The sequence below is a fragment of the Micromonospora sp. NPDC048909 genome, assembly GCF_040649635.1.
Lineage (GTDB): Bacteria > Actinomycetota > Actinomycetes > Mycobacteriales > Micromonosporaceae > Micromonospora.
Genome location: NZ_JBEZFU010000001.1, coordinates 1045076 through 1068831, shown reverse-complemented (window position 1 = coordinate 1068831; position 23756 = coordinate 1045076). Strand labels below are relative to the sequence as shown.

Below are 23756 nucleotides of genomic sequence, written 5' to 3'. Positions count from 1 at the left end.
CGGCGATATTGCGGTGTCCAAGCGGGTCGGACACCGCAATATCGCCGACCTTGTGTTGATCAGGCGTCGTCCGCCCGGTCAACGCGTGAGCACCATCGAGCGGTCGTCGGTCGGGTGAGCGGCCCGCAGCGAGCGGCCGAGGCGGACGGCGAGCAGCGCGGCGACCGCGATGAACGCCGGGAGCAGCAGGAACGCCAGATGCGGGCCGATCCCGTCGGCCACCCGGCCGAGCAGCACCGGGGCGATTCCAAAACCGATCCCCATCGAGTACGCCGACCAGCCCGCCGCCCGGTCGGCTGCCGGGCCGGCCACGGCGAGCGCGATCGAGATGGCCAGCGGATAGTGCAGCGCGTTGCCCAGGCCGAGCACGACCAGCCCGGCCACCGCCAGCCAGCCGATCGACGCGGACCAGAAGACGGCGAAGCCGGCCAGCGACATCCCCAGCGCCCCGAGCAGCAGCGGTACCGGCGGCAGCCGCAGCGCGATCCGGCCGCCGGCCAACCGGCCGAGGAACATCCCGCAGACGATCGCGGCGACGGCGGCGCTCGCGCTGCCGGCGCTCATGCCGGCGTGCGAGCGGAGCACGTCCGCGGTCCAGAGCGACAGGCAGACCTCGATCGAGCCGGTCACCGACATCAGCGTCCAGGCGATCCAGTACGGCCGAGGCAGTCTCCGGCCCACCGCTTCCGGCCCGGCAACGGCAGGACCGGCGCCGACAACGGCGTGATCACGCCCGGCGGCGGCAGCACCAGCGCCGACAACGGCGAGATCTGACCCGGCAACGGCCGGATCGAGGCCGACAGCGGCGAGATCGGGCCCGGCATCGGCAAGAGAGACGCCGGCAGCGGCCGGACCGGTGCCGACAACGGCAGGAGAGGCAGCGGAGAGGGGCTTCGGCTGGCGTACCCGGAATGCCAGCCAGACGAGCCCGACCAGCGCGATCAGCCCGACCTCGACGGCCATCGCCGGCCGCCAGCCGAGCCCGGCGTCGACGCAGGCGCCGATCACCAGCGGGGCGAGGATGCCCATGCCGGCGCAGGCGGCGTTGGCCTCGGCGAGCGCGGCGGGTGCGGCACGGCCGTGCCGGGCGACGAGGACCACGTTGACGCCGCTGATCACCGCCATGCCGAAGGTGGCGATCACGGCGACCGCGGCGAGGGTGGCGGGCAGCGCGCGGAGGGTGCCGAACGCGGCTACGCCGACGGCCACGCCGGCCAGACCGGTCCAGATCGCGGGGCCCCGACCGATCCGCGCGGCCAGCGGGGCGAAGAGCGCGCCGCCGATCAGCGAGCCGACCGCGATGGCGGTGCTGTGCAGCCCGGCGACGGCGGCGCTGGTGCCCTGTTCGTCGCGCAGCAGCGGGACGACCGGGCCGAAGCCGTAGAGGAAGAAGCCCCACAGGCCCAGCTGGGCGTAGGCCAACCAGGTGATCTGGTCACGGGTGAGGCGGGGCACGGACCTTACGCTACAAGCGCCGGCCCGATGCCCCGCCCCGACTGAGAGGCAGCTCTCCCGATCAGCGGACGCTGCGGGCGAACTGGCGGGCCGCCCAGTAGACGCCGGCGACGGCGAGGACCGCGGTGATGGTCAGCCCCTGCCAGACCTTGTCGTTGGCCAGGTCGCCGGCGAAGAGGGCGCGGGTGCCGTCGACCGCCCAGGAGAACGGGTTCCAATCGGCGATGCCCTGCAGCCAGCCCGGCGCGAAGGTGAGCGGCAGCAGGATGCCGGAGAGCAGCAGCACCGGCTGGGCGACGGTGTTCATCAGCGGTGCCAGGGCGTCCTCGCTCTTGACCTTCAGCGCGACGCCGTAGGAGACGGCCGAGGTCATCAGCGCGATCAGCGCGAGCATCAGGTAGGCCAGCAGCAGGTCGCCGAGGACCACCCGCAGGTCGAAGAGGAGCGCGAGCAGCGTGATGATGACCGCCTGCACCAGCAGCGAGACGACGTCCCGCAGCGAGCGGCCGAGCAGCAGGGCGAGCCGGCTGACCGGGGTGACCCGGGACCGCTCGATGACCCCGGCGCGCAGCTCGGCGATCAGGCCGAAGCCCTGGAACAGGCCGCCGAAGATGGCCAACAGCACCAGCAGGCCGGGTACGAAGATCTTGTAGGCCTCGGCCTGGGTCGGCGCGTTCAGCGCGGGCTTGAGCAGCGGGGCGAAGAGCAGCAGGTACATCACCGGCTGGAAGACGCCGACGAAGACCCAGACCGGGTTGCGCAGCAGCAGTTGGAACTGGCGCTCGAAGATGAGCCAGGTGTCGCGGGCGAGTTTCATCAAGGTCTCCGATTCTCAGGACTCGCGCAGCGAGCGGCCGGTCTTGGTGAGGAAGACGTCGTCCAGGCTGGGCCGGTGCAGCTCGATCGAGGCGAGTGCGAGGCCGGCCTGGTCCAGCCGGCGCAGGATCTGCGGGATCGCCGTGGCGCCCTCGTCCACGTAGAGCCGCAGGCCGCCCTCGTCGGCGGTCTCCAGCTTGTTGACGTACGCCTCGCCGTCGAGCGTCTGCGCGGCCTGGGGCGTCGCGGCGGCCTCCAGCCCGACCAGCACCACGTCGCCGGAGATCTCGCGCTTGAGCTCGACCGGGGTGCCCTCGGCGACCACCTCGCCGTGATCCATGATCGCGATCCGGTCGCAGAGCGCGTCGGCCTCGTCGAGGTAGTGGGTGGTGATGAAGACCGTCATCCCCTCGGTGCGCAGCCGGCGGATCTCGTCCCACATGTGGGCGCGGCTCTGCGGGTCGAGGCCGGTGGTCGGCTCGTCCAGGAAGACGATCTTCGGCTCGTGGATGATGCCGAGCGCGATCTCCACCCGCCGGCGCTGCCCACCGGAGTAGGTCTTGCACTTGCGGTCGGCGTACTCGGTGAGCTGGAAGGCCTCCAGGGCGCGGACGGCGCGGCGGCTCGCCTCGGCCTTGCTGAGGCCGTAGAGCCGGGCCTGGAGGACGAGCTCCTCGCGGGCGGTGGACTCGTCCCAGGTGCTGCCGCCCTGGGCGACGTAGCCGATCCGGCGGCGCACCTCACCGGGGGCCTTGCGCAGGTCGGCGCCGGCGATGGTCGCGTCGCCGCCGTCGGGCTCGATGAGGGTGGCGAGCATCCGCAGCGTGGTGGTCTTGCCGGCGCCGTTGGGGCCGAGGAAGCCGAAGATCTCCCCCTCGGCGACCTCCAGGTTCACCCCCCGTACGGCGTCGACGGTCTTCGTCTCCCGACCCGCCCGGGAGCGGAACGATTTCCGCAACCCTCTGGTCTCGATCATCTCTGCTCCTGGTCGTCCGGGCCGGGCCGTGCCGGCCGCCGCCTGCCCTGGGGACGCCGCACGGCGCACTCCCCCCGTTGTGCCGGGAGCAGGCTAACGCGATATAGCTTCTGTGGTCAACGTTGATTATTCCGCGTCGGTCGGTCGGTCCGGCAGCCGCTCCTGCCAGCCCGACCAACCCTGCGCCCGGTCCAGCCCAGCAGGCAGGTACGACACTCCGGATTCGATCCGCTCGGCGATCCGCTCGCACCACGCGATCTCCGCCTCCGCCCGCGCCGACCAGAGCTCGAACATCCACGCCACGTGCACCGGCTTGGTCTCGCGGATCCAGTCCGACTCCAACGAGGCCCGCATCCACTCGACCCCCGCGCCGAGCTGGGTGGCCCGGTTGCGCAGGGCGGCCGCCGCCTCCTCGCGCGGCATCGCCGGCAGGAAGGAGAAGGCCGCCGTGAACGGGTCCGGGACCTCGTGCACCTTCCACCACAGACCGCGCAGCAGCGTCTCGAACTCGTCGTCGCCCTTGGGCGTGACCTCGTACGTGGTACGGGCCGGCCGGCCGCCGACCTGTTCGGTGGCGACCGCCCGCAGCAGTCCCTCCTCGGTCAGCTTGCGCAGGGCGTGGTAGATCGAGCCGGGCTGCACGTTCGCCCACTTGTCGGCGTTCCAGCTGAGCAGTTCGCGCCGCACGTCGTAGCCGTGCACCGGCTGCATCCACTTGACCAGACCGAGAATCATCATCCGAGTGGCAGACACCGGACAAGCGTAATAACCAAGTTTGACTAAGGCCCGGTGGTGACAGTGCGGCATCCCACACTGAGCGATCGTTAGGGCCCGCAGGGTGGCCGATACACTCCCGGTCAACGACCTCCTGGGAGGAGCCCCCACGGTGCGCAAGGTACTCATCGCCAACCGCGGCGAGATCGCCGTCCGCGTCATCCGCGCCTGCCGCGACGCCGGTCTCGGCAGTGTCGCGGTCTACGCGGACTCGGACCGTGAGGCCCTGCACGCCACGCTCGCCGACGAGGCCTACGCCCTGGGCGGGGACACCGCGGCCGACACGTACCTGCGCATCGACAAGCTGCTCGACGTGGCCGCGAAGGCCGACGCCGACGCCGTGCACCCCGGCTACGGCTTCCTCTCCGAGAACGCCGACTTCGCCCAGGCCGTCATCGACGCCGGGCTGACCTGGATCGGCCCCACCCCGCAGGCGATCCGCGACCTCGGGGACAAGGTCACCGCCCGGCACATCGCGCAGCGCGCCGGCGCCCCGCTGGTGCCCGGCACCCCCGACCCGGTCGGCAGCCCGGACGAGGTGATGGCGTTCGCCGTCGACCACGGCCTGCCGGTCGCCATCAAGGCAGCCTTCGGCGGCGGCGGGCGCGGGCTCAAGGTGGCCCGCACCATGGAGGAGATCCCGCAGCTCTTCGAGTCGGCCACCCGGGAGGCGGTCGCCGCGTTCGGTCGCGGCGAGTGCTTCGTCGAGCGCTACCTCGACCAGCCCCGTCACGTCGAGGCCCAGGTCCTCGCCGACCAGCACGGCAACGTCATCGTGGTCGGCACCCGGGACTGCTCGCTCCAGCGGCGGCACCAGAAGCTGGTCGAGGAGGCGCCCGCACCGTTCCTCACCGACGCCCAGCGGGCCCAGATCCACCACAGTGCCAAGGCGATCTGCCGCGAGGCCGGCTACCACGGCGCGGGCACGGTCGAGTACCTGGTCGGCGCGGACGGCACCATCTCCTTCCTCGAGGTGAACACCCGGCTCCAGGTCGAGCACCCGGTGACCGAGGAGACCGCCGGCATCGACCTGGTCCGGGAGCAGTTCCGCATCGCCGACGGCGAGAAGCTGCGGATCACCGAGGACCCGACCCCGCGCGGGCACTCCATCGAGTTCCGGATCAACGGCGAGGACCCGGGCCGCAACTTCCTGCCCGCGCCCGGCACGGTCACCGCGCTGCGGCTGCCGACCGGCCCGGGCGTCCGGGTCGACACCGGTATCTCGGCCGGCGACGTGATCGGCGGAAACTTCGACTCGCTGCTGGCCAAGGTGATCATCACCGGGGAGACCCGGACGGAAGCGCTGGAGCGGGCCCGCCGGGCACTGGACGAGATGGTGGTCGACGGGATGGCCACCGCGCTGCCGTTCCACCGCCTGGTGGTCCGGGATCCGGCGTTCACCGCCGAGCCGTTCACCGTGCACACCCGGTGGATCGAGACCGAGTTCGACAACACCGTCCCACCGTTCACCGCCGCCGCCGGCCCCGCCGCCGAGCCGGCCGAGCGGGAGACCGTCGTGGTCGAGGTGGGTGGCAAGCGGCTGGAGGTCACCCTCCCCGCCGGCCTCGGCGCGGGTACGGCCAGCGCCGCGTCGGCCGTCCGGAAGCCGGCCCGCCGTGGCGGCGGCGCCAAGGCCGGCGCCACGGTCAGCGGTGACGCGCTCACCTCGCCGATGCAGGGCACCATCGTCAAGATCGCGGTGGCGGACGGGGACACCGTCGCCGAGGGCGACCTGGTCGTGGTGCTGGAGGCGATGAAGATGGAGCAGCCGCTGCACGCCCACAAGGGCGGCACGATCAGTGGGCTGACCGCGGAGGTCGGCGCGGTGATCAGCGCGGGCGCGGCGATCTGCACCATCTCCTGACCGGCGCGTCAGTCGTCGGGCGGGCGGCCCGCTCAGCGCAGGGTCTCGGCGGCCACCTCGCGGACAGCGGCGGTCACGGCGGTCAGCACCTCCGACTCCAGCCGCCAGTGCTGCCAGTAGAGCGGCACGTCCACCTGCCGCCCGGGGGCGATGTCGACGCAGTGCCCGGCCGCCAGGTCGTCGTCGGCGATCTGCTCGGGGACCAGGCCCCAACCCAGCCCGAGCCGGATCGCGGCGCTGAACGCCGGCACCGACGGGACGTAGTGCACCGGCGGGTCGAGCGCCCGGCCGGTGACGGCCCGCAGGAAGCGGTGCTGCGCCCGGTCCTTGCGGTCGAAGACGACCACCGGCGCGGCGGCCAGGGCAGCCGCGGTGAGCCCGTCGGGGAAGTGCGCGGCGGCCAGCGACGGCGCGGCCAGCGCGCGGTAACGCATCGCGCCGAGCCGGAGCACCCGGCAGCCCTGGACCGCCTCACGCTGGGCGGTCACCGCCGCCGTCACCGCGCCGTCGCGGAGCAGTTCGGCGGTGTGGTCCTGGTCGTCCTGGCGAATGTCGAAACAGATCCCGAGCCGCTCGGGCACCCGGGCCAGGGCGGCCGGGAACCAGGTGCCGAGCGAGTCGGCGTTCACCACCACCGCCAGCCGGGTCCGGGCGCCCCCGCCGGTCAGCGGGCCGCGGGCGTCCGCCAGCGCCTCCCGTTCGAGCAGCTCGAGCTGCCCGGCGAGGCGTAGCAGCGGCGCACCGGCCGCGGTGGCCACGCAGGGACGGGCCCGCCGGACGAGCACCTGCCCGACCGTCTCCTCCAACGCCTTGACGCGCTGGCTCACCGCCGAGGGTGTGATGTGCAGCAGCCGGGCCGCCGCCTCGAAGCTGCCCTCCGCGACCACCGCCGCGAGCGTCCGCAGCTGGGTGGAGTCGAGGCCGTCCATCAGCTCAGCTTAACCAGCTTCAGAATCTTTAGTTCGACTCATGCGGTCGGCACACCTACCGTCTGGGAGTGCTCAGCTCCGCCGCCGCCGGCTTCTCCGTCTCCCTCGCCCTGATCGTCGCCATCGGGGCGCAGAACGCCTTCGTCCTGCGCCAGGGGCTGCGCCGCGAGCACGTGCTTCCGGTCGTGCTCACCTGCGCCGTCTCCGACGCGGCGCTGATCACCGCCGGCATCGCCGGGGTCGGCACCCTGGTCGCCGACCGGCCGGCGCTGGTGGCCACGATCCGCTGGGCCGGCGCTGCCTTCCTGCTGGGCTACGCGGCGCTCGCCGCCCGCCGGGCCCTGCGCCCCGGGGCGCTGGTGCCAACCGACCGGCCGCCGGCGACGCTGCGGGCGACGATCCTTGCCTGCCTCGCCTTCACCTACCTGAACCCGCACGTCTACCTGGACACGGTGCTGCTGCTCGGCGGCCTCGCGCAGCAGCACCCCGACCGGTGGGCCTTCGGCGTCGGGGCGGCCCTGGCCAGCGTCGGCTGGTTCACCGCGCTCGGCGCCGGCGCACGCCGCCTCGGGCCGCTGCTGGCGCGCGCCGCCGCCTGGCGGTGGCTGGACGGCGCGATAGCGGTGCTGATGGCGGGGTTGGCTGTGGCGCTGCTGGTCGGTTGATCAACCAGCGGCGAAAGGTGTTTTCCGTGACCAGCGGCGGCAGGACGGCCCGCGGCCAGGAATGATGGCCGGGTGCGGTTCCTACATGGCGCGGTTCCCGCGCACGACCTGACCTACAACGACGTCTTCATGGCGCCGGCCCGGTCCGACCTGGGCTCACGCCTCGACGTCGACCTCTCCACCGGCGACGGCACCGGCACCACCATCCCGCTGGTGGTGTCGAACATGACGGCGGTCGCCGGACGGCGGATGGCCGAGACGGTGGCCCGGCGCGGCGCGATCGCGGTCATCCCGCAGGACATCCCGATCGAGGTGGTGGCGACCGTCGTCGCCTGGGTCAAGCGGCGCCATCTGGTCTACGACACGCCGATCACCCTCGGCCCGACGGACACCGTCGGCGACGCCATCCACCTGCTGCCGAAGCGCGCGCACGGCGCGGTGATCGTGGTGGACGCCGCCGGCCGGCCGCTCGGCGTGGTCACCGAGGCGGACACCGTGAGCGTCGACCGGTTCGCCCAGCTGCGCCACGTGATGTCCACCGAGCTGCACACGGTGCCGGCGGACGCGGATCCGCGTACCGGCTTCGACCTGCTCTCGGCGGGCCGCCGCCGGCTCGCCCCGGTGGTCGACGCGGACGGCCGGCTGGTCGGCGTGTTGACCCGGCCGGGCGCGCTGCGGGCCACCCTCTACCGGCCGGCGGTGGACGATCACGGGCGGCTGCGGATCGCCGCCGCGGTCGGCATCAACGGCGACGTCACCGGCAAGGCCGCGGCGCTGCTGGAGGCCGGGGTGGACACGCTGGTGGTGGACACCGCGCACGGCCACCAGGAGCGGATGATCTCCGCGCTGCGGGCGGTCCGCAAGCTCGACCCGGCGGTACCGGTGGCGGCCGGCAACGTGGTCACCTCCGACGGGGTACGCGACCTCGTCGAGGCGGGTGCCGACATCGTCAAGGTCGGAGTCGGCCCGGGCGCGATGTGCACCACCCGGATGATGACCGGCGTGGGACGGCCCCAGTTCTCGGCCGTCCTCGACTGCGCGGCGGCGGCGCGGGAACTCGGCCGGCACGTGTGGGCCGACGGGGGCGTCCGGCACCCGCGCGACGTGGCGCTCGCGCTCGCCGCCGGCGCCTCGAACGTGATGATCGGCTCCTGGTTCGCCGGCACCTACGAATCCCCGGGCGACATCTACACCGAAGCCGACGGCCGGCGTTACAAGGAGAGCTTCGGCATGGCCTCGGCCCGGGCGGTCAGCGCCCGCACCGCCGACGACAGCCCGTACGACCGGGCCCGCAAGGCGGTCTTCGAGGAGGGCATCTCCTCCGCCCGGATGTACCTCGACCCGAACCGCCCGGGGGTGGAGGACCTGATCGACGAGATCATCGCCGGGGTACGCAGCGCCTTCACCTATGCCGGCGCACGGGACCTGTCGGAGTTCCACGAGCGGGCCCTGGTGGGTGTGCAGAGCGCTGCCGGTTACACCGAGGGGATGCCGCTGCCGACCAGTTGGTGACCGGCAGGCCGGCCGGTCAGGCGGCCCAGCCGACGACGGCCGCGCCGGCCCCGACGACGGCCAGCGCGGCGGCGACCAGCAGGACACGCCACACGACCACCATCACCCGGTCGTCCTCGATCCGCCGGGTCATCCGACGGCGCCGCTCGACCCGGCGCCATGCTGCGTCTCCGGTCCACCCATCGGCCATCCCCTCCCCGTTTCGCCCGTCACTGAGGGGATGGCAGCCGCCGGACGTTCGGTTGCACGTGCGGCGCGAAATCGACGGGCTATGCGAAGAGCCGGCGGATCACGGCGCGGGCGGCCCGCTGAGGGTCGTCGCCGACCCGGGCCGGTAGCGCGCCGGCGAGCCAGAGCGTGGCGAAGCCGTGCACGATCGACCAGGCGGCGAGGGCGTCCCGCCCGGGGTCGGCCGGGCCGCCGTCGCGGGCGGGGCGGCCGGCCACCCCGGCCCGCAGCGCGTCGCCGGCCCCCTCCCGGGCCGCCCGCACCTCCGGCGCGTCGGCACGGTAGAGCTCGGGCCGGAACATCACCTCGAAGTGCGCGCGGTGCCGCACCGCGAAGTCGACGTACGCCACGCCGGCGTCGAGCAGGTCGTCGCCGGCCCCGCGCAGCGCCTCGGCGAGCATCTCGAAGCCCTGCACGGCGAGCACGGTGAGCAGGCCGGCCTTGTCGCCGAAGTGGTGCGCCGGTGCGGCGTGCGAGACCCCCGCCCGGCGGGCCAGGTCCCGCAGGCTGACGGCGGCCGGCCCGGACTCCTCGATCACCTCCACCGCCGCGTCGAGCAGGGCACGGCGCAGGTCGCCGTGATGGTAGCCACGCGTTCCGGTCATGCCGCGATCCTAACTTGCCATTGACAAGATGTCGCTCGGCGAGCCATCTTGTCACCGACAAGTTCGAGCGAGGAGGAGATCATGGCTCCACTGATCGCACTGATCGTCGGAGCCGGGCTCGCCCGGCTGGCCGGGTTGGTCGGGATCGACGGGCTCGACGGCTGGCAGCCCGCGCTGCGGATCGGGCTGGCCCTGATGTTCGCGCTCACCGCCTCCGCGCACTTCGCCGGCGGGCGGCGCGACGACCTGATCGCCATGGTGCCGCCCCGGCTGCCGCGGCCGGACCTGCTGGTGACCCTCACCGGGCTGCTGGAGTTGGCGGGGGCGGTGGCGCTGCTCGTGCCGGCGACCGCCCGCTGGGCCGCGGCGGCGCTGGGGCTGCTCATGCTCGCGATGTTCCCGGCCAACGTCTCGGCCGCCCGGCGCCGCCTCACCCTGGCCGGACGACCGGTCACCCCACTGGCGAGGCGGACCGCGCTGCAGTTCGTCTTCCTCGCCGCCGCGGCCGTTATTTCGTTTGGCCCCTGACTATCAGGGAGCTAATCTGCTCCCCGTGGACCTGGTAACCCTCAACGACGTGCCGATGGGCCGACTCCTGGTGGTCGCCGGCCACCTCGTCGGCCAGCGGTGGAACCGCTTCCTGGCGGAGAAGTTCAACCTCACCCAGGCCGGCATGGTCACCCTCATGACCCTCGACAAGGACGGCGCGCTGCCGCACCGCGAGGTGGCCCAACGCTGCTTCGTCCGGCCGGCGACGCTGACCGGCATCATCGACACCCTTGAACGCGACGGGCTGGTCGAACGGCAGCGCGACGACATCGACCGGCGCAGCGTTCGGCTCGCCATCACCCCGGCCGGCCGCGAACGAGTCGCCGCGATCGGCGCCCTCATCCGAGCGGGCCGGCCGCTCACCTCGGTCGACGCCGATCCCGCCAAGGAGGCGGTGATCCGGGCCTTCCTGCTGGAGGTCATCGGTAGTGGAGAGGAACCACGCATGATCGAACCCACCGACCTGCCGGACGGCCAGCAGTGCTGATCCGACTGCTCCGCGGCCACCTGCGCCCCTACTCACGGCCACTCGCCCTGGTGGTGCTGCTCCAACTTGTCGGCACCATGGCATCGCTCTACCTGCCCAGCCTCAACGCCGACATCATCGACCAGGGCATCGCCCGTGGCGACACCGCCTACATCATGCGTACCGGCGGCTGGATGCTGCTGGTCAGCCTGGTCCAGATCATCTGCTCGATCGCGGCGGTCTACCTCGGCGCGCGGACCGCGATGGGCTTCGGCCGCGACGTCCGGGCCTCGATCTTCGGGCACGTCAACCGCTTCTCCGCCCGCGAGGTCGCCCGATTCGGCGCGCCCTCGCTGATCACCCGCAACACCAACGACGTGCAACAGGTGCAGATGCTCGTGCTGATGAGCTGCACCATGCTGGTCGCCGCACCGATCATGAGCGTCGGCGGGGTGGTGATGGCGCTCCAGGAGGACCTCGGGCTCTCCTGGCTGATGCTGGTCAGCGTGCCGGTGCTGGCCGTCGCGTTGAGCCTGGTCATCCGCCGGATGGTGCCCGGTTTCCGGCTCATGCAGACCCGGATCGACACCGTCAACCGGGTGCTGCGCGAGCAGATCACCGGCATCCGGGTGGTCCGGGCGTTCGTCCGGGAGCCGTACGAGACGGACCGCTTCGCGGTCGCCAACGCCGACCTGACCGCGACCGCGCTGCGCACCGGCCGGCTGCTGGCGCTGATCTTCCCGGTGGTGATGCTGGTGCTCAACGTCTCCAGCGTCGCCGTGCTCTGGTTCGGCGCGCAGCGGGTCGACTCCGGGGCGATCGCGGTCGGCGCGCTCACCGCGTTCCTCCAGTACCTGATGCAGATCCTGATGGCCGTCATGATGGCGACCTTCATGCTGATGATGGTGCCCCGGGCGGCGGTCTGCGCCGAACGGATCACCGAGGTGCTGGACACCGACTCGTCGGTGGTGCCGGCCCCGAGCCCGGTCGCCGAGCCGCCGAGCCGGGCCGAACTGGAGCTGCGCGGGGTGCGCTTCCAGTACCCGGGCGCGGCCGAGCCGGTGCTGCGGGACATCTCGTTCCGGGTCACCCCGGGAACGACCACGGCGATCATCGGCAGCACCGGCGCGGGAAAGACCACCCTGCTCTCGCTGATCCCCCGCCTGGTCGACGTCACCGACGGCGCCGTCCTGGTCGACGGGGTCGACGTCCGGGAGCTGGCGCCGGACGAGTTGTGGCGTCGGATCGGCCTGGTGCCGCAGCGGCCCTACCTCTTCACCGGCACGGTGGCGAGCAACCTGCGCTACGGCAACCCGGACGCCACCGACCCGGAGCTCTGGGCGGCGCTGGAGATCGCCCAGGCGGCCGACTTCGTCGCCCAGATGCCGGACGGGCTGAACGCCCCGATCGCGCAGGGCGGCACCACCGTCTCCGGCGGGCAGCGGCAGCGGCTCGCGATCGCCCGCGCCCTGGTACGCAAGCCGGAGATCTACCTCTTCGACGACTCGTTCTCCGCGCTCGACCTGGGCACCGACGCGCGGTTGCGGGCGGCGCTGCGGCCGGTCACCGCCGACGCCGCCGTGGTGATCGTGGCCCAACGGGTCTCCACGATCGTCGACGCCGACCAGATCATCGTGCTCGAGGACGGGGGAGTCGTCGGAGTGGGACGACACGAGGAACTACTGCAGAGCTGCCCGACGTACGCCGAGATCGTCGCCTCGCAGCAGACCGCGGAGGTGCCGGCATGAGCGAGTCGAACGGGCGGCCGGCTGCGGCCGTACCCGCGCAGAAGCCGGCCGGCGAAGGGCGGACGCCGAAGCGGCTGCCGCCCGGCGGACAGCGCGGCGGCCCGCCGTGGATGGGCGCCGGGATGCCCGCCGAGCGGTCGATGGACTTCGTGCCGTCCGCCCGGCGGCTGCTCGGCCGGCTGCGCCCGCACCGGCTCCAGCTGATGGCGATCATCGCGCTCGCGGTGGTGAGCGTCGGGTTCAGCGTGGCCGGACCGAAGATCCTCGGCCACGCCACCGACCTGATCTTCACCGGCGTGATCGGCCGGCAGATTCCGGCGGGAAGCACCACCGAGCAGGCCGTGGCGGCGGCCCGGGCGACCGGCAACGACGCGTTCGCCGACATGCTGGCCCGGATGAACCCGGTGCCCGGCGCGGGCATCGATTTCGGCGCGCTGGGCCGGGTGCTCTCGCTGGCGCTCGCCCTCTACCTCGCCGCCAGCCTGCTCATGTGGTGGCAGGGCTGGCTGCTCAACGGCGTGGTGCAGCGCACCGTGCTGACGCTGCGTGCCGATGTGGAGGCGAAGCTCAACCGGCTGCCGCTGCCCTACTTCGACCGGCAGCCCCGAGGTGAGCTGCTCAGTCGGGTCACCAACGACATCGACAACATCTCGACGAGCCTTCAGCAGACGTTGAGCCAGCTGCTCACCTCGCTGCTCACCGTGGTCGGCGTGCTCGGCGCGATGTTCTGGATCTCGCCGCTGCTGGCCCTGGTGGCGCTGGTCGCCGTACCGCTGTCGGTGCTGGTCACCCAGCGGATCGCCAAGCGGTCGCAGCAGCAGTTCATCGCCCAGTGGCGGCACACCGGCGAGCTGAACGGCCAGATCGAGGAGGCGTTCACCGGCCACGAGCTGGTCAAGGTCTTCGGTCGCCAGCGCGAGGTGCAGGCCGCCTTCACCGAGAAGAACGATGAGCTGTTCCGGGCCAGCTTCGGTGCGCAGTTCGTCTCCGGGATCATCATGCCGTCGATGATGTTCATCGGGAACCTCAGCTACGTGGCGATCGCCGTGGTCGGTGGCCTCCGGGTCGCGTCCGGGTCGATGAGCCTCGGCGACGTGCAGGCGTTCATCCAGTACTCCCGGCAGTTCACCCAGCCGCTGACCCAGGTGGCCTCGATGGCCAACCTGCTCCAGTCCGGGGTGGCCTCGGCCGAGCGGGTCTTCGCGGTGCTCGACGCCGACGAGCAGAGCCCCGACCCGGCGGTGCCGGCCCGGGTGACCGACCCGCACGGCCGGGTCGAGTTCGACCACGTCTCGTTCCGGTACGAGCCGGACAAGCCGCTGATCGACGATCTGTCGCTGGTCGCCGAGCCGGGGCACACCGTGGCGATCGTCGGGCCGACCGGCGCCGGCAAGACCACCCTGGTCAACCTGATCATGCGGTTCTACGAGCTGGACGCCGGCCGGATCAGCCTGGACGGCGTGGACATCACCACGATGCGCCGCGACGACCTGCGGGGCCGCATCGGCATGGTGCTGCAGGACACCTGGCTCTTCGGCGGCACCATCCGGGACAACATCGCCTACGGACGCCCGGACGCCACCGAAGAGGAGATCCTGGCCGCGGCCCGGGCCACCTTCGTGGACCGGTTCGTGCGCAGCCTGCCGGACGGCTACGACACGGTCATCGACGAGGAGGGGAGCAACGTCAGCGCGGGCGAGAAGCAGCTGATCACGATCGCCCGGGCGTTCCTCGCCGAGCCGTCCCTGCTGATCCTGGACGAGGCGACCAGCTCGGTCGACACCCGGACCGAGGTGCTGCTCCAGCGGGCCATGGCCGCGCTGCGCTCGGACCGGACCAGCTTCGTCATCGCGCACCGGCTCTCCACCATCCGGGACGCCGACCTGATCCTGATGATGGAGAACGGCCGGATCGTCGAGCAGGGCACGCACGAGCAGCTGGTCGCCGCGGGCGGCGCGTACCACCAGCTGTACCGGTCGCAGTTCAGCCAAGCGCTCACCGACTCCGACGAGCCCGACGACGGCGCCGCACGGCGGCCCGCGCCGGCCCAGGGGGCGCTGTCGTCGTGACCGACGTGCCGGGCGTCGGCGCCGGGCCCGAGGTGCCGGGTGCCGGCGCCGGGCTCGAGGTGCCGGGTGCCGGCGCCGGGCCCGGCGCACGGCGCGCCGGCGCGGGGTCCGGTTCAGCCGGGCAGCAGGTCGGCGCTGCGGGCGGCCACCACGCCGGTGACCAGCCGGAGCGCGGCCTCGACCGGCATCGGGTCCAACCCCCGGCCGTCGCGCAACCGCAGGGCGACCAGCCCGCCGGCGGCCTCCCGGGCACCGATCACCGCGACGTACGGCACCCGGCGGCGGGCCGCGTCCCGGACCCGCGCGCCGAGCGAGCCGGCGGCGTCCACCTCGACCCGCAGCCCGGCCGCCTCGCCCCGCACGGCGAGGTCGGCCGCGGCGGCGGCCTGCCCGTCGTCGACCGGAAGCACCGCCAGCTGGACCGGCGCGTACCAGGCCGGGAAGGCGCCCTGGTGCACCTCGATGAGGTGCGCGAAGAGCCGCTCCATGCTGCCGACCAGGCTCCGGTGCACCATCACCGGCCGCCGCCGCGACCCGTCCCGGTCGGTGTAGGACAGGTCGAACCGCTCCGGCTTGTCGAAGTCGAGCTGGACGGTGGCGAGGGTCGACTCGCGGCCGGCGGCGTCCACGATCTGGATGTCGATCTTCGGCCCGTAGAAGGCGGCGTCCCCCGGCGCCTCGACGTACTCCAGCCCGGCCAGGGCGGCGCGCAGCAGCTCCTCGGCGCGCGCCCACTGGGCGTCGTCGCCGACGTACTTCTGCCCCGGTCCGCGCAGCGACAGCCGGAACCCGGCCGGGCGGACGCCGAGCGCGGCGTGCGCCTCGCGGATCAGCCGGAGGATCTCGGCGACCTCCTCCCCCACCTGGTCCAGGGCACAGAAGTTGTGCGCGTCGTTCAGCGAGATGGCCCGTACCCGGGACAGTCCGCCGAGCACCCCGGAGCGCTCGGACCGGTACATCCCGCCCAGCTCGGCGATACGCAGCGGCAGCTCCCGGTAGGAGCGGCCACGGGCGGCGAAGACCAGGGCGTGGTGCGGGCAGAGCGCCGGCCGGAGCACGAACTCGTCGTCGTCACTCACCCGCATCGGCGGGAACATGTCGTCGGCGAAGTAGCCGAGGTGGCCGGAGAGTTCGAAGAGCTCCCGCTTGCCCAGCGGCGGCGAGTAGACGTGCTGGTAGCCGGCCCGCCGCTCCAGCTCCCGGACGTACTCCTCGACCGCGTGCCGGGCGGCGGCGCCGGCGGGCAGCCAGATCGGCAGCCCGGCGCCGGCCAGCGGGTGGGAGACGAACAGGTCCAGCTCACGGCCGAGCCTGCGGTGGTCGATCATGTCGCTCTCCTTGATCGGGTACGACCCGGAGGCGATCTGGTCACCGAACGCCGCGCGGCCGTCGGGGGCGGATCGCCCCGGGGCCTCGTCGACGAAGACGTCAGTGCGGCGCGCCGGGGATTCCCGGCGTCGTGGTCAGATCCGCGCTGCGCATGCGGCGACGGTATCCGCGCGTCGGCCGCGTCCGCACCCGGATTTCCGGCCGGGCCTCCCGCTCCGCCTTCCGCCGGCAGGTGGCCGTGGCCGGTCGTGGGAAGTGCCGGCGGTCTACGGCGTCGGGGGGATCCGGCCGCCCGCCCGGACGAGCCACTCGCCGGTCTCCCAGTCCGACGGGCCGTCCTCGATGCGGTAGCAGAGGTCGAAGCGGATCCCCAGTCCCGGCCAGGGACTGCGGATCGGAACGACCCGGAAGATTTCCTCCAGACCGGGAAAGGTCATCCCCTGGGGGTCGGGGAAGAGCAGTTCGAGCTGGGCACGGGTCAGGTCGGTCCAGAGGGCGAACTGCCACTCCGGGTGCGTCCGCCACGGGTCGTGGACCAGTTCGAACCGGGGCTCCCGCCCGACGACGAAGTCTGCGATGCCGTGCTGGAACTCGTCGGCGCTCGACGGAAGCACGAACGGCCACGGTTCGCCGGTGGGATAGCGGTACATCGTCGCGGTCGAGGCGACGGCAGCCACCAGGCTCTGCCACTGCTCGGGCCGGTCGGCGCAGGTGGGCAGGTTCACCCCGGTGTGGTCGACGCGCGGGACGTGCCCGGCGAGCCGGCGGGCCAGCTCTGCCAGCTCGATCCCGGCCGGCGGGCCCTGCTCGTCGGGTGCGGCCCCACCGCCGACGCCGATGGTCTGCCCGGTGTCGAGGGCGATCTCCGGCTCCGGCACGTCGGCCAGCAGGAACGTGGTCACCGGCCGGGCTCCGTCCGGCCGCGGCGGGGTGAGCGTGAGGCGGCCGACCGCCTCCGAGGCGTACGGCACGTCGGCGAGCAACGTGCGCAGGTCGCTGAGGAAGGCGTGCGCCTCGGTCGTGTCGGGCAGCCGGAAGGTGATCTCGGAAAGTCGGGCCATGCGGCCGACCGTACCGGCGTGCCCCGGCGGACCGGGACGGATGATCATGCGAATTTGCGGCTGGTTCGTCCTGCCCCCGAGAGGGGCGGGCGGCCGGCACGGGACCTGCCGGCCGCCCTCCGCGGCCCGGTCGTCGGAAACGGGGGATCCGACGGTCACGGGGCCGCGCGCCGACAACGGTACGCCGACGGACGCCGATCCGCCGACCGTCGCGCAGCCCGTGACCTGCGGGCCCGGACGGTCGTTGTACCTGGGTGGCCCTGCCGTGTCGGTGGTCACCACCGGCCAGGGCTGTCCACGGTGACGCCGGACACGCCGTCAGGCTCAGTACACCCAATCGGCCGGATCCGGCGAGGTGGCAGGCGTGCCCGAACTACTCACTGACGTCGCTTCGCCGACGTGGGCGTACCTCGCGCTGCTCGGTCTCCTGGCGGCGGACGCCTTCATCCCGGTGATCCCCACCCAGGTCATCATGATCACCAGCGGGGCGCTCACCGTGTACGGCGGGCTGGACCTGCCGCTGACCATCGCCGTGGGAACCCTCGGGGTGCTCGCCGGGGACCTCGCCTGCTACCTGCTCGGCCGCAGCGCGCCTGACCGTCGCGCCGCCCGACATGCCGAGCCGAGCCGGACCCGACGGGTCGCCGACCGGGTCACCCAGGGGTTACGCCGCCCCGGGCCGCTGGTGATCCTGCTCTGCCGGTTCGTGCCCGGCGGCCGGATGGCGGCCCACTTCTCGGCCGGCCGCAGCCGCTACCCGTACCGACTCTTCATGATCTACGAGACGGCCGCCGCGCTCGGCTGGGCGACCTACGGCGCGATGGTGGGGCACCTCGGCGGGACCGCGCTGACCGAATCGGCCTGGCGGCTCGTGGTGATCGCCGCCGTGGCGGCGGCCGGTTTCGCCGCCGCCGGTTGGGCGATGACCCTGGTCAGCGCCCGGCACGCCCGCCCCGAGGTCCCGGTCGACTGACCCCGCCCGCCGCCATGGGCCGTCGGCTGCATCCGTCGACGACCGGCATCCGGCGCCGGCAGGCGCACCCGCAGGGGGCGTGACCGCGTGTCCTAGGGGTGGTCCCCGGGATCGATTTCGGTGGCCGGCCCCGATCCGCTTCGGGTGGTTCCGGCGACAGGCTGAGGCATGCCTGGAACCCGGAGCGCCGGCCTGCTCGCCCTCGGCGGAATCGCCTTCGCGGCCCTGCTCGCCGTGATCGGCCACCTCGAAGTCAACGACGATCTGAACCCGTGGGCGCTGACCGTGAGCGACTTCGCGGTCTCCGACCGGGGCGGCGTCATCGACGTCGCCATGGTGTTGCTCGCCCTCGCCACCGCGGTCCTGCTGCCCGGCCTCCGCCGCACCGGGCCCCGCTCCCCCGCCGCCGAACTGCTGCTCGGGGCCTGGGTGGCCGGGCTGGTGCTGGCCGCCCTGGTGCCGACCAATGAGCCCGGTACGCCGATGACCACCGCCGCGTATCTGCACCGGTACGCCTCGGTCGTCGCGTTCCTGGCGCTGCCGGTCGCCGGCTGGCTGCTCGCCCGCCGGGCCCACCTCGCCCCGGTCGCCGGGGTGCTACGCGGCCTGGTGCTGACCAGCCTCGTCCTCGCGGCGGCGATGATCTGGTCCGCCTACCCCGGCGACCGGCTGCTGATCGGCCTGGCCGAGCGGCTGCTCATCCTCGCCGAGGTAGCCGTCCTCACCACCATCGCCCTCACCCTCAGCAGGGCAGCCGGCGATCATGCGGTTGTGGTGCCCCGGGAAAGCGGCGTTCCGGCCCGGAACGCCCACCACAACTCCATGATCGGCCAGTCGAAGGGGGTTACTCCAGTTCGTGGAGCATGAGCTGGCGGGCGGCCTCGGTGATGGAGCCGGAGAGGCTCGGGTAGATGGTGATCGTCTGGGCCAGCTCGTTGACGGTCAGGTTGTTCTCCACCGCCATGGTGATCGGCAGGATCAGCTCGCTGGCCTTCGGTGCGACCACCACACCGCCGATCACCTGGCCGCTGGCCGGGCGGCAGAAGAGCTTCACGAAGCCGTCGGCGAGGTCGTCCATCTTGGCCCGGGCGTTGCCGGAGAGCGGCAGCATCACCTGCCGGGCCGGGACCTTGCCGGCGTCCACCTCGTCCTGGGAGACCCCCACCGTGGCCAGCTCGGGGTCGGTGAAGACGTTCGCGGCGACGGTGCGCAGCCGCAGCGGGCGGACCGCCTCGCCGAGCGCGTGCCACATCGCGATCCGGCCCTGCATGGCCGCGACGCTCGCCAGCGGCAGCACCCCGGTGCAGTCGCCGGCGGCGTAGATGCCGGGGACGTTGGTCCGGGACACCCGGTCGACGGTGACGTAGCCGCCGCGGGCCAGCTCGACGCCGTACTCGGCGAGCCCCAGGTTGGCCGTGTTGGGGATGGAACCGACCGCGATCAGCGCGTGCGAGCCGTAGACCTTGCGGCCGTCGGAGAGCTCGACCTCGACGCCCGTCTCGGTCCGGCGGACGGCGTCGGCGCGGGAGTTGTTGAGGATGCTCATCCCCCGGGCCCGGAACACCCGCTCGATCGCCGAGGCCGCGTCGGCGTCCTCGTGCGGCATCACCCGGTCGCGGCTGGAGACCAGGGTGACCTCGACCCCCATCGCGAGGTACGCGCTGGCGAACTCGGCGCCGGTCACGCCGGAGCCGACCACGATCAGGTGCTCGGGAAGCTCCGGCAGGTCGTACACCTGGCGCCAGGTCAGGATGCGCTCGCCGTCCGGCAGCGCGGTGGGCAGCTGGCGCGGGGTGGCGCCGGTGGCGACCAGCACGGTGGCCGCCTCGATCGAGTACTCGTCGGCGCCGTCGGTCGGGGTGACCAGCACCCGGTGGGTGTGACCGAGGGTGTCCTCGCCGACCCGGGCGGTGCCGGCCACGAAGGTGACCCCGGCCTTGAGCAGCTTGGCGTGGATGTCGGCCGACTGGGCCAGCGCGAGGCGCTTGACCCGCTCGTGCACCGCCCGGGCGTCGACGGTGACCGCCTCCAGCCCGTCGGAGTGCACCCCGAACTCCTCGGTGTCCCGGTAGCCGGTCACCACCTCGGAGCTGGCGATGAAGGTCTTCGACGGTACGCAGTCGGACAGCACGCAGGCCCCACCGGCGCCGTCGGCCTCCACCACGGTGACCTCAGCGTCCAGCTGCGCGGCGACCAGGGCCGCCTCGTAGCCGGCCGGCCCCCCGCCGATGATCACGATCCGGCTCACAGCGTTCGCCCTTCGTCGATGCTCACAGTGACTTTCTTCTCCCGAACGCGTCCGACACGCACTGTCGTATTCTCCCCCACCCGCCCGCCGGGCTATCGTCATCGCCGTGCGTCTTCACGCCGCCTACGGCTCAAACCTGGATCCCGCCCGGATGCGCGCCTACTGCCCGCATTCGCCGATGGTGGGCACCGGTTGGCTGGAGGGCTGGCGGCTGACCTTCGCCGGTGCCGACGTGATCGGCTGGGAAGGCGCGGTGAGCACCGTGGTCGAGTCCCCCGGTGACCGGGTCTTCGCGGCGCTCTACGACATCCACCCCTACGACGCCGCCCAGCTCGACGAGATCGAGGGCGTCACCGCCGGCACGTACCGCAAGCTGCACGTCCGGGTCTCCACCCTCGACGGGGACGTGACCGCGTGGGTCTACGTCTTCGACGGCTACGAGGGTGGCCTGCCGACCGCCTGGTACCTCTCGGAGATCGCGACCGCCGCCGAGAAGGCGGGCGCGCCGGACGACTACGTCACCGAGCTGCGGTCCCGCCCCACCGGCACCGCGTCGGCCTAGAGGCTGTCGCACACTGCCAGTCTGCTACCGCCGCGAGCCGGGTCGCCCGCCGACCCCGGGCAGCGTCGTCAATCACACACCGGCCCCCGGCGCGGCCGGTACGACCAGCTCGTACATGTCGGTCCACCGGGTCTCGGCGAGCCCCACCGAGCGGTAGAGCGACAGGGGGGTGGTGGGGTTGGCCAGGTCGACCCCGAGGCCGGCCGAGCTGCGGCCCTTCTCCGCGTAGCGGGCGAACGCCCGGCGCAGCAACGCGGCGCCCACCCCCCGACGCCGGAAGGCGGGCAGCACGGAGAGGCTGCGGACGAAGCCCTCGTTCTGGTCCAACGCCTGGTCGGAGGATTGCAGCGCACCGGCCGCCACCCCGTCCACCTCGGCGACGAACCACTCGTCCCAGGTGGTGCCGTGCTGAGTGATCTTCTTGCGCCACTCGGCGTAGCCGAGCGGCTCGTAGTCGGGGGTGTCCCGGAACGCGGTGTCGAAGATCCGGTGGAACTCCCGCAGGTCCAGCTCGTCGTCGGGGCGGACCGGGCGGACCGTCACCCCGGGCGGCGGGGGCGGCTCGGCGGGCAGGTCGGCCAGCGAACGGTGCATCCGGACGTAGCGCTTCACCAGCGCGAAGCCGGCGTCGCCCAGGGCGCGCTGCCAGTCCCGCTCCGGCTCGAACACCGCGCACCGCACGGTGAGCGCCGGCAGCTCACGCTCGGTGGCCCGCTCGGCGACCCGGTCCAGTTGGCGGGCCAGCAGCGGGCCGCGTACCTGGTGCCCCTGCTCCGGGTCGACGTAGACCTCCACGAACTCCCGCCCGACGCCGGTCGGGTTGTCGACGCTGGCCCAGCCGACCACCGTGCCGTCCGGGTCCAGGGCCAGCCAGTGATCCCGGGCCGGATCGACGTACGGGCCGGTCAGCGCCGCCTCGACGTCCTCGGCGTCGAAGTCGGGATAACCGACGGCGAAGGTGTCCGCGGCGTGCACCACGGCGAGGATCGCGGGGACGTCGTCGAGGGTGGGCCGGCGCGCGCTCCAGCCAGCGGGAAGGGTCACACGGCCGATCCTGGCAGGGGACGACGCGCCGCGCCGCCGATTTACCGCCCGGCGCACGGCGGGCCTTCGCCGATCAGGCGGCCGGGCCGGACCGGGCCACCGGGCCCGACTGGGCCCGGGCGGCGGTCAGCAGGTCGAGCAGCTCGACGCCGTCGACCGGGCCGAGCGCCGCGAACGCCGGCACGGCCAGCCGGTCGGTCACCGCCTCGGCCCAGAGCCGGCGGCGGACCAGCGGCCCGACCGGCGGGTAGGGCGGCGCCCATCCGCAGGCCATCGCGCCCGCCTCCCCCTCCGGCCCGGCCAGCACCGACTCCAGCGGCGTCATCCCGCTGGCCCGGACGGCGAGCAGGTAGGCGCCGGCGAAGTGCTCCCGGAGCAGTCGCAGCGCCGCCGCGGCCCGCGCCCCGGCCGTCCGGCCCGGCACCGGCATCGCCCGCCACGCGGCGAAGAGCGGCATGCCGCTGGCATCGGCCGCGCCGACCGCGCGTTCCAGCAGACCGGCGAGCCGTTCGACCCCGGGGACGCTGTCCAGGTGCTGCGAGCCCCACCGGCAGCACTCGGCGAGCGTCGCGGCGGCCACCTCGAAGGGCCGGACGGTGCGGGCCGCGTTGTCCCAGCCGTCGGCCACCGCGTCCGGCGCGATGAAGCCGAGCGCGGCGGCCGCCGTCTCGGCGCGTACGTCACCGAGCGCGCCGGCCCGGCCGCTGACGTAGAAGGCCCAGCCGGAGATTCCGAGCAGTCGCGCCCGGCGCAGGGTGATCGGGCAGCGGCTGAACGCGTCGCCGAGGTCGAGCACCATCGGCTTGCTGGCCGCGGCGACCTGCTCCGGCGTCATCGGGCCTGCCCGCGCGCGCCGGAGCGGGCCGGTCCCGCCCGCATCCCACGTCCGTCCATCGAGGTCAGTCTGCCTCTTCACCGCCCGTCCCGGCAGCCCCCTCGTCGGCCTCCAGCGCCTCCACCGCCGCCTCCACCTCGCCGGTGCGCCGCCGGGCCGTGGTGAGCGTCCGCTCCGCCCCCCGCCGGGCCAGCTTGGCCCGGCTCAGCTCCTGCTCGGCGACCGCCCGCCGCCGCTCCAACTCGGCCAGCTCGGTCTCGATCCCGTCGAGTGCGGCGGCGCCGTCCTGCTCGGCCGCCGTCGCGTCCGCCAGCTCCGACTCGGCGCGTTGCTGATCGGTACGCGCCTTCGTCAGCTCCCGCTCCAGCGCCCGGCGCTGCCGCGCCCGCTCGGCCCGGGCGGCCCGCTCGGCCTGAGCGGCACGTTCCGCGGCCCGGTCGGCGGACCGGCCGCCCGGGGCCCGCTGGGCCGGGGCCCGCCCGGTGTCCCGCCGGCTCCGGCGCTCCGCCGCTTCCTCGCCCTCCTCGTCGCCCCCGGTGACCAGGCGCAGCTGCGGGCGGGGGGTCTCGCCGAAGCCGGCGTAGCTCGCCGCCCGGAGCAACCGCCCGGCCTGGATCTGCTCGGCCACCTCGGTGTCGGCGAGCGCCGCGTTGAGGGTCGCCTCCACCTCGGCCAACGGCAGCTTCCCGGCCGACGGGGCGCCGGCCTCCCCGGCGGCGAGCTTGCGCACCTCGGCGACGAGCGCGCCGACCACCGCCCGCCGCTGCGCGGAGAGTTCCCGCAGCCGCGGGCCGCGCAGCTCGCGCTGGGCGGTGCGCAACGCCTCGGCGAGCTGCACCAGGTCGGCGACCAGCTCGGGTCGGCGGATCGCGAGCAGGTTCACCAGCCAGGCGGCCACGGTCGGGCGGCGCAGCCGGGCGATCTGCCGGGCGGCCGCCGGGTCACCCGCGCCCCGGGCCTCGGCGGCCGCCGCGTCCCGGGCCGCGACGAAGCGGTCCGGGGGCGTGCTGTAGAGCTGCCGCACCAGCTCGGCGGAGGGGTCGGCCAT

General features: G+C 73.4%; 22 protein-coding genes. 10 read left to right on the top strand and 12 right to left on the bottom strand.

Features of this window, described 5'->3' with window-relative positions:
* Positions 1 to 78 precede the first annotated feature (78 nt).
* The 4 genes from AB0C04_RS05160 to AB0C04_RS05145 all read right to left on the bottom strand — a co-directional run bounded on the left by AB0C04_RS05160 (position 79) and on the right by AB0C04_RS05145 (position 3985).
* Entirely contained in the window at positions 79 to 1455 is a 1377-nt protein-coding gene (locus AB0C04_RS05160; RefSeq protein WP_357048487.1) for an MFS transporter, read from the bottom strand.
* A gap of 61 nt (positions 1456 to 1516) precedes the next feature.
* On the bottom strand, positions 1517 to 2272 hold the full coding sequence (locus tag AB0C04_RS05155; RefSeq protein ID WP_350867357.1) for an ABC transporter permease: 756 nt from the start codon (positions 2270 to 2272) through the stop codon (positions 1517 to 1519).
* A gap of 15 nt (positions 2273 to 2287) precedes the next feature.
* The gene (locus AB0C04_RS05150) at positions 2288 to 3247 is read right to left on the bottom strand and encodes an ATP-binding cassette domain-containing protein (protein ID WP_357048482.1); all 960 of its coding nucleotides are present in this window, start codon (positions 3245 to 3247) and stop codon (positions 2288 to 2290) included.
* Between the two features lie 126 nt (positions 3248 to 3373).
* A complete protein-coding gene (locus tag AB0C04_RS05145; protein ID WP_357049136.1) occupies positions 3374 to 3985 on the bottom strand; it encodes a PadR family transcriptional regulator in 612 nt (203 codons plus the stop codon).
* Positions 3986 to 4133: 148 nt separating this feature from the next.
* Between AB0C04_RS05145 and AB0C04_RS05140 the strand changes: the two genes are divergently transcribed.
* On the top strand, positions 4134 to 5885 hold the full coding sequence (locus tag AB0C04_RS05140; RefSeq protein ID WP_357048479.1) for a biotin carboxylase N-terminal domain-containing protein: 1752 nt from the start codon (positions 4134 to 4136) through the stop codon (positions 5883 to 5885).
* 32 nt (positions 5886 to 5917) lie between these two features.
* Here the strand turns inward: AB0C04_RS05140 and AB0C04_RS05135 are convergent, their stop codons facing one another.
* Complete coding sequence (locus tag AB0C04_RS05135; protein WP_357048476.1) at positions 5918 to 6814, bottom strand: LysR family transcriptional regulator ArgP; 897 nt, start codon at positions 6812 to 6814, stop codon at positions 5918 to 5920.
* 68 nt (positions 6815 to 6882) lie between these two features.
* On the opposite strand from AB0C04_RS05135, the gene AB0C04_RS05130 reads away from it, so the two are divergent.
* Complete coding sequence (locus tag AB0C04_RS05130; protein ID WP_357048473.1) at positions 6883 to 7479, top strand: LysE/ArgO family amino acid transporter; 597 nt, start codon at positions 6883 to 6885, stop codon at positions 7477 to 7479.
* Positions 7480 to 7551: 72 nt separating this feature from the next.
* Positions 7552 to 8991 (top strand): GuaB1 family IMP dehydrogenase-related protein, encoded by a 1440-nt coding sequence (locus AB0C04_RS05125; RefSeq protein ID WP_357048470.1) that lies wholly within the window; start codon positions 7552 to 7554, stop codon positions 8989 to 8991.
* Between the two features lie 269 nt (positions 8992 to 9260).
* On the opposite strand, the gene AB0C04_RS05120 is transcribed toward AB0C04_RS05125, so the two are convergent.
* Positions 9261 to 9824 carry a TetR/AcrR family transcriptional regulator gene (locus AB0C04_RS05120; protein ID WP_357048466.1) on the bottom strand — a complete coding sequence of 188 codons (564 nt, stop codon included), beginning with the start codon at positions 9822 to 9824 and terminating at the stop codon, positions 9261 to 9263.
* Between the two features lie 81 nt (positions 9825 to 9905).
* On the opposite strand from AB0C04_RS05120, the gene AB0C04_RS05115 reads away from it, so the two are divergent.
* From AB0C04_RS05115 to AB0C04_RS05100, 4 genes are read left to right on the top strand one after another with little or no spacing between them, the layout of a single operon-like run.
* On the top strand, positions 9906 to 10352 hold the full coding sequence (locus AB0C04_RS05115) for a DoxX family membrane protein (RefSeq protein WP_357048463.1): 447 nt from the start codon (positions 9906 to 9908) through the stop codon (positions 10350 to 10352).
* A 25-nt stretch (positions 10353 to 10377) separates the two neighbouring features.
* Entirely contained in the window at positions 10378 to 10860 is a 483-nt protein-coding gene (locus tag AB0C04_RS05110; RefSeq protein WP_357048460.1) for a MarR family transcriptional regulator, read from the top strand.
* The gene (locus AB0C04_RS05105) at positions 10854 to 12587 is read left to right on the top strand and encodes an ABC transporter ATP-binding protein (protein ID WP_357048457.1); all 1734 of its coding nucleotides are present in this window, start codon (positions 10854 to 10856) and stop codon (positions 12585 to 12587) included. The genes AB0C04_RS05110 and AB0C04_RS05105 overlap by 7 nt, the downstream gene beginning before the upstream one ends.
* Positions 12584 to 14656 (top strand): ABC transporter ATP-binding protein, encoded by a 2073-nt coding sequence (locus AB0C04_RS05100; protein WP_357048454.1) that lies wholly within the window; start codon positions 12584 to 12586, stop codon positions 14654 to 14656. Before AB0C04_RS05105 ends, AB0C04_RS05100 begins: the two co-directional genes overlap by 4 nt.
* A gap of 113 nt (positions 14657 to 14769) precedes the next feature.
* On the opposite strand, the gene thrS is transcribed toward AB0C04_RS05100, so the two are convergent.
* Complete coding sequence (thrS, locus tag AB0C04_RS05095) at positions 14770 to 15984, bottom strand: threonine--tRNA ligase (protein ID WP_357048449.1); 1215 nt, start codon at positions 15982 to 15984, stop codon at positions 14770 to 14772.
* Positions 15985 to 16251: 267 nt separating this feature from the next.
* Complete coding sequence (locus AB0C04_RS05090) at positions 16252 to 17046, bottom strand: hypothetical protein (protein ID WP_357048446.1); 795 nt, start codon at positions 17044 to 17046, stop codon at positions 16252 to 16254.
* Between the two features lie 364 nt (positions 17047 to 17410).
* Here AB0C04_RS05090 and AB0C04_RS05085 point away from each other — a divergent pair, with 364 nt between their 5' ends.
* Positions 17411 to 18019 (top strand): DedA family protein, encoded by a 609-nt coding sequence (locus AB0C04_RS05085; RefSeq protein ID WP_357048443.1) that lies wholly within the window; start codon positions 17411 to 17413, stop codon positions 18017 to 18019.
* A 168-nt stretch (positions 18020 to 18187) separates the two neighbouring features.
* Positions 18188 to 18886, top strand: coding sequence for a DUF998 domain-containing protein (locus AB0C04_RS05080; RefSeq protein WP_357048440.1), 699 nt, complete (start codon positions 18188 to 18190; stop codon positions 18884 to 18886).
* On the opposite strand, the gene AB0C04_RS05075 is transcribed toward AB0C04_RS05080, so the two are convergent.
* Positions 18864 to 20267: an NAD(P)H-quinone dehydrogenase gene (locus AB0C04_RS05075; RefSeq protein ID WP_357048437.1), complete on the bottom strand. Its 1404-nt coding sequence runs from the start codon at positions 20265 to 20267 to the stop codon at positions 18864 to 18866. The genes AB0C04_RS05080 and AB0C04_RS05075 overlap by 23 nt on opposite strands.
* A gap of 106 nt (positions 20268 to 20373) precedes the next feature.
* Between AB0C04_RS05075 and AB0C04_RS05070 the strand changes: the two genes are divergently transcribed.
* Positions 20374 to 20829 (top strand): gamma-glutamylcyclotransferase, encoded by a 456-nt coding sequence (locus AB0C04_RS05070; RefSeq protein ID WP_350867388.1) that lies wholly within the window; start codon positions 20374 to 20376, stop codon positions 20827 to 20829.
* A 72-nt stretch (positions 20830 to 20901) separates the two neighbouring features.
* Here AB0C04_RS05070 and AB0C04_RS05065 read toward each other — a convergent pair whose 3' ends face one another.
* The 3 genes from AB0C04_RS05065 to AB0C04_RS05055 form a co-directional block, all read right to left on the bottom strand.
* Positions 20902 to 21873, bottom strand: coding sequence for a GNAT family N-acetyltransferase (locus AB0C04_RS05065; RefSeq protein WP_357048433.1), 972 nt, complete (start codon positions 21871 to 21873; stop codon positions 20902 to 20904).
* 73 nt (positions 21874 to 21946) lie between these two features.
* Positions 21947 to 22708: a hypothetical protein gene (locus AB0C04_RS05060; RefSeq protein ID WP_357048430.1), complete on the bottom strand. Its 762-nt coding sequence runs from the start codon at positions 22706 to 22708 to the stop codon at positions 21947 to 21949.
* 64 nt (positions 22709 to 22772) lie between these two features.
* The gene (locus tag AB0C04_RS05055) at positions 22773 to 23756 is read right to left on the bottom strand and encodes a hypothetical protein (protein ID WP_357048427.1); all 984 of its coding nucleotides are present in this window, start codon (positions 23754 to 23756) and stop codon (positions 22773 to 22775) included.